This window comes from Xenophilus sp. (assembly GCF_044462705.1).
Lineage (GTDB): Bacteria > Pseudomonadota > Gammaproteobacteria > Burkholderiales > Burkholderiaceae_C > Xenophilus > Xenophilus azovorans.
Map to the genome: position 1 here is coordinate 1 of NZ_JBIQNC010000119.1, position 4,468 is coordinate 4,468.

The 4,468-nt window shown below is 72.8% G+C and carries 4 protein-coding genes; 2 read left to right on the top strand and 2 right to left on the bottom strand.

Features of this window, described 5'->3' with window-relative positions:
- Both ACIY1X_RS17035 and ACIY1X_RS17040 read left to right on the top strand, forming a co-directional pair.
- The coding region (locus ACIY1X_RS17035) for an efflux RND transporter permease subunit (protein WP_399682683.1) at positions 1-1,950 on the top strand (1,950 nt) is incomplete at its 5' end.
- 5 nt (positions 1,951-1,955) lie between these two features.
- Positions 1,956-3,428: an efflux transporter outer membrane subunit gene (locus ACIY1X_RS17040; protein ID WP_399682686.1), complete on the top strand. Its 1,473-nt coding sequence runs from the start codon at positions 1,956-1,958 to the stop codon at positions 3,426-3,428.
- Positions 3,429-3,435: 7 nt separating this feature from the next.
- Here the strand turns inward: ACIY1X_RS17040 and ACIY1X_RS17045 are convergent, their stop codons facing one another.
- On the bottom strand, positions 3,436-3,879 hold the full coding sequence (locus tag ACIY1X_RS17045; protein ID WP_399682688.1) for a CopD family copper resistance protein: 444 nt from the start codon (positions 3,877-3,879) through the stop codon (positions 3,436-3,438).
- Between the two features lie 34 nt (positions 3,880-3,913).
- The coding region (locus ACIY1X_RS17050; protein WP_399682691.1) for an NnrS family protein at positions 3,914-4,468 on the bottom strand (555 nt) is incomplete at its 5' end.

Below are 4,468 nucleotides of genomic sequence, written 5' to 3' on the forward strand. Positions count from 1 at the left end.
GTGCTGTCGATCAGCCTGTCGCTGGTGGCGGTGTTCATCCCGCTGCTGTTCATGGGCGGGCAGGTGGGGCGCCTGTTCAAGGAGTTCGCGGTCACGCTGTCGGCGGCGGTGATGATCTCGCTGCTCATCTCGCTGACCACCACGCCGATGATGTGCGCCACGCTGCTGCGTGCCGAGGCCTACTACCGCAACCGCCGGCCGGGGCGCGTCAGCGGGCCCTTCCTGCGCGCCACGGAGCGGCTGTGGCAGGTCAGCCTGCGCGGCTACGCCCATGCGCTGGACTGGGCGCTGGCCAGCAAGGTGCTGGTGGCGTTCTCGCTGTTGGTGGTGATCGGGCTGAACGTCTACCTCTTCGCGCACGTGCCCAAGGGCTACTTCCCGCAGCAGGACAACGGCCAGCTCAACGGCGGCATCCGCGCCGACCAGAGCATCTCCTCGGCCGCGCTCACGGCCAAGCTGCGGCAGGCGGTGGACATCATCAACGCCGACCCGGCGGTGGACACCGTGGTCGCCTTCGGCGGCGGCTCGCGCGCCGGCGGCGGCTTCATGTTCGTCAACCTCAAGCCCTACGGCAGCCAGCGCAAGGAAAAGACGCAGGCCGTCGTCGACCGCCTGCGCCCGCAGCTCAACGAACTCACCGGCCTGCGCGTGTTCCTCGGGCTGGTGCAGGACCTGCGCATGGGCGGGCGGCAGAGCAATTCGAGCTACCAGTACACGCTCAAGAGCGATTCGCTCTCGGACCTGCGCACCTGGTCGAAGCGGCTCTCGGACCGGCTGGCCGAGATCCCGCAGCTGACCGACGTGGACGGCGAGTCTTCAGACAACGGCGTGGAGACCTACGTGGACGTCGACCGCGACGCCGCCGCACGGCTGGGCGTCAACTCGGCGGCGCTCAACGCCGCCATGTACAACGCCTTCGGCCAGCGCTCGGTCGCCACCATCTACAACGAGCTGAACCAGTACTCGGTGATCATGGAGTGGGCGCCGCGCTTCCAGCGCTCGCCCATCGTGCTGGCCGACCTGTACGTGCCTTCGACCATCACCGCCACCACCGACAGCGCCACCGGCCAGTCGACCGTCAGCACGCTGCAGGCCAACACCGACAGCAGCACCGGCACCTCCACCGTCACCTCGGCCAACCCCGGCGCGCGCAACTCCTCGGCCGGGCAGGCGCTGGCGACCGCCACCACCACCATGGTGCCGATGTCGGCCTTCTCGCAGCTGAAGGAGCGGGCGGTGCCCAGCTCCATCAGCCACGACGACGGGGAACTGTCGAGCACCATCTCCTTCAGCCTGGCCGACGGCGTGACGCTGGCCGAGGCGCAGCAGCTCGTCAAGCAGGCCGAGAACGACGTCGCCATGCCCGTCAACGTGCGCGGAAGCTTCGCCGGCACCGCGCGCGCGGCGCAGCAGCAGGGCTCGCAGCAGGTGGTGCTGATCGTCGCCGCCATCGTCGTGATCTACATCGTGCTGGGCATCCTGTACGAGAGCCTGATCCACCCCATCACGGTGCTCACCACGCTGCCCTCGGCCGGCGTGGGCGCGGTGCTGGCGCTGCTGCTGTTCCGCATGGAGCTGTCGGTGATCGCGCTCATCGGCCTGTTCCTGCTGATCGGCATCGTGAAGAAGAACGCCATCCTGATCATCGACTTCGCACTGGAGGCGCAGCGCGCGCGCGGGCTCTCGGCCGTGGAGGCGGTGCGCGAGGCCAGCCTGCTGCGCTTCCGCCCGATCCTCATGACTTCGCTGGCGGCTGCCCTCGGCGCGCTGCCGCTGGCCATCGGCTTCGGCCAGGGCGCCGAGCTGCGCCAGCCGCTGGGCGTGACCATCATCGGCGGCCTGATCGCCAGCCAGCTCCTGACGCTGTTCACCGTGCCGGTGGTCTACGTGCTGCTCGACAAGCTGCGCCGCCGGGCGCCCAACGAACGTGCCCTGGCGCGATCCGCCTGAGAACCATGACGCCTGCAAGACGCCTCATCCCTCCCCGCCGCCATCTGCTGCTCGCGGCGCCCGCCCTGGCGGCGGTGCTGCTGGCCGGCTGCGCCGTCGGCCCGCGCTACGAGCGCCCGGCCTTCGACGCGCCCACCGCCTTCAAGGAGGCGCCCGCGGCCGACGGCTGGGTGCCGGCGCAGCCCGGCGATGCGCTGGACCGCGGCGAATGGTGGAAGCGCTTCGGCGATCCGCAACTGGACGAACTGGCGGCGCGCGTGCAGGTCTCCAACCAGAACATCGCCGCCGCCGTGGCCACGTACACGCAGGCCCAGGCGCTGGTGCGCGAGCAGCGCGCCGCGCTCTTCCCCACCGTCACGCTCGACGGCAGCGGCCGCCGCAGCGGCGCCGTGCGCAGCAGCAGCGGCAGCCCGCCGTCCAACAGCTTCTCCGCCTCGCTGGGCGCCGACTGGTCGCCCGACGTGTGGGGCCGGCTGCGCCAGGCGGCCGGCAGCGCGCAGGCCGGTGCCCAGGCCAGCGAGGCGGACCTCGCCTCGGCGCGCCTGTCGGCCGTCGGCGAGCTGGTGGTCAACTACCTGTCGCTGCGCGAGGCCGACGCCGAGCTGCGGCTGCTTCATGAAACCATCGAGGGCTACGAGCGGGCCCTGACCATCACCCGCAACCGCTACGAGGCCGGCATCGCCGCGCAGACCGACGTGCTGCAGGCGCAGACGCAGCTCGTCAACGCCCAGGCCGAGCGGGTGGCCCTGCGGCGCACGCGCGCCGCCTACGAGCACGCCATCGCCGTGCTGGCGGGCGAGGCGCCGGCGCAGTTCTCCATCGCGCCCGCCGCGTGGAAGCCGACCGTGCCGGCCGTGCCCACCGGCGTGCCCTCGCTGCTGCTGCAGCGCCGGCCCGACATCGCCGCGGCCGAGCGCGCCGTGGCCCAGGCCAATGCGCAGATCGGCATCGCGCGCGCGGCGTACTTCCCGAACATCGGCCTGTCGGCCTCCATCAACAGCAGCACCAGCCGCGTGCGCGATCTCTTCGACGCGTCGAACATGCTGTGGGCGCTGGGCCTGTCGGTGGCGCAGACGGTGTTCGACGCCGGCGCCATCGGCGCCAGCGTCGATGCGGCGAAGGCCGGACACGAGGCCAGCGTGGCGCGCTACCGCCAGACCGTGCTCACGGCCTTCCAGAACGTCGAGGACCAGCTCACCGCCACCGCGGCGCTGGCCGAGCAGGAGGGCCTGCGCCGCACCGCCTCGCAGGCGGCCGACCGCACCGAGCAGCAGATGCTCAACCGCTACCGCGCCGGCCAGGTGAGCTACACCGACGTGGTCAGCGCGCAGGCCTCGGCGCTGAGTTCGCGGCGCAGCCTGGTGCAGGTGCAACTGGCGCGGCAGGCGGCGGCGGTGGGGCTGATCCAGGCGCTGGGCGGCGGATGGGAGGCCGAGTGGCTGCGCGAGCCGTCCAACGGCACCGCCGCGCAGGAGTGAGCGGGGCTCACCACCCGGCGAGGAACATCGCCTTGGCCAGCACCACGATGGCCAGCACGTGGACGAACACGCTCAGGTGCAGCCGCCGCGAGGACCGGCCGCGCAGCCGTCCGCTGCGGCGCCACCGCATGGCGGTGGCGAAGTGGCCGAGCACGCTCAGCGCCAGCGCGATCTTGATCGTCAGCAGCAGCGCGAAGCCGCTGGCCAGCGGATGCGCGAGCGCGCCGCGGTGGTGCCAGGCCAGCACCAGGCCGGCGGCGTAGAGCACCAGCAGCACCCAGGGCATCACGGCCACCGCGCGGCGGCCGATCGCGCTTTCCACGGCGTGCAGGGCCTCGTGCGGCGCATGCCGGCGCGCGCCGCCGAGCATCACCACCTCGAAGAAGACCGTGCCGGCGAAGGCGATGGCGGCCAGCAGGTGCAGCAGTTGGGCGACGCTGTAGGAGCTCATGCCGCCGCCCGCCGGGAGGGGGTCTTCTTCTTCATCACCCGGCCGTGCGGCGGATGCGCGCCAGCGACGGCGGCGGCACCGGCCGCGCATCCGCGCGCGGGCGCACCAGCAGCGGCGCGAAGCGCCACAGGTACAGCGCGAAGGCCGCCACCCAGGCCAGCGCCGAGGCATGCAGCGCCGCGCCGGCCATCGCCGTGGGCAGCAGGGCGGCCAGCCGCAGGGCGGCGGCCGCGATGACGAGCAGGTAGGCCGCCACCATCGTGCGGTCGGTGCGCAGCGGCCGGCCCAGGTGGCCCAGCGCGGTGCGGGTGATCATGCCGATGATCAGCACCGAGAAGCCCGCGATGCCGATCGCGTGCACCGGCCAGGCGGCGCGCAGCGGGCCACCCGCCAGGTGCGCCGCCGCCACCAGCAGGCCGGCGCCCATGCAGGCGTGGCCCAGGTAGAGGATCCACAACAGTGGCACGCGGCGCACGGCCAGCGGCTTCCAGGACAGCACCTGCCACAGCGCGATCGCGCCGGCCGCCAGCAGCGCCGCCGCCGCGGCGGGGCGCCAGCCGGCCAGCAGGCAGGCCGGCGCGGCCAGCGC

Coding starts and splice junctions, on each gene's coding strand:
- ACIY1X_RS17040 (WP_399682686.1), top strand. CDS start 1,956: ATGACGCCTGCAAGACGCCTCATCCCTCCCCGCCGCCATCTGCTGCTC.
- ACIY1X_RS17045 (WP_399682688.1), bottom strand. CDS start 3,879: ATGAGCTCCTACAGCGTCGCCCAACTGCTGCACCTGCTGGCCGCCATC.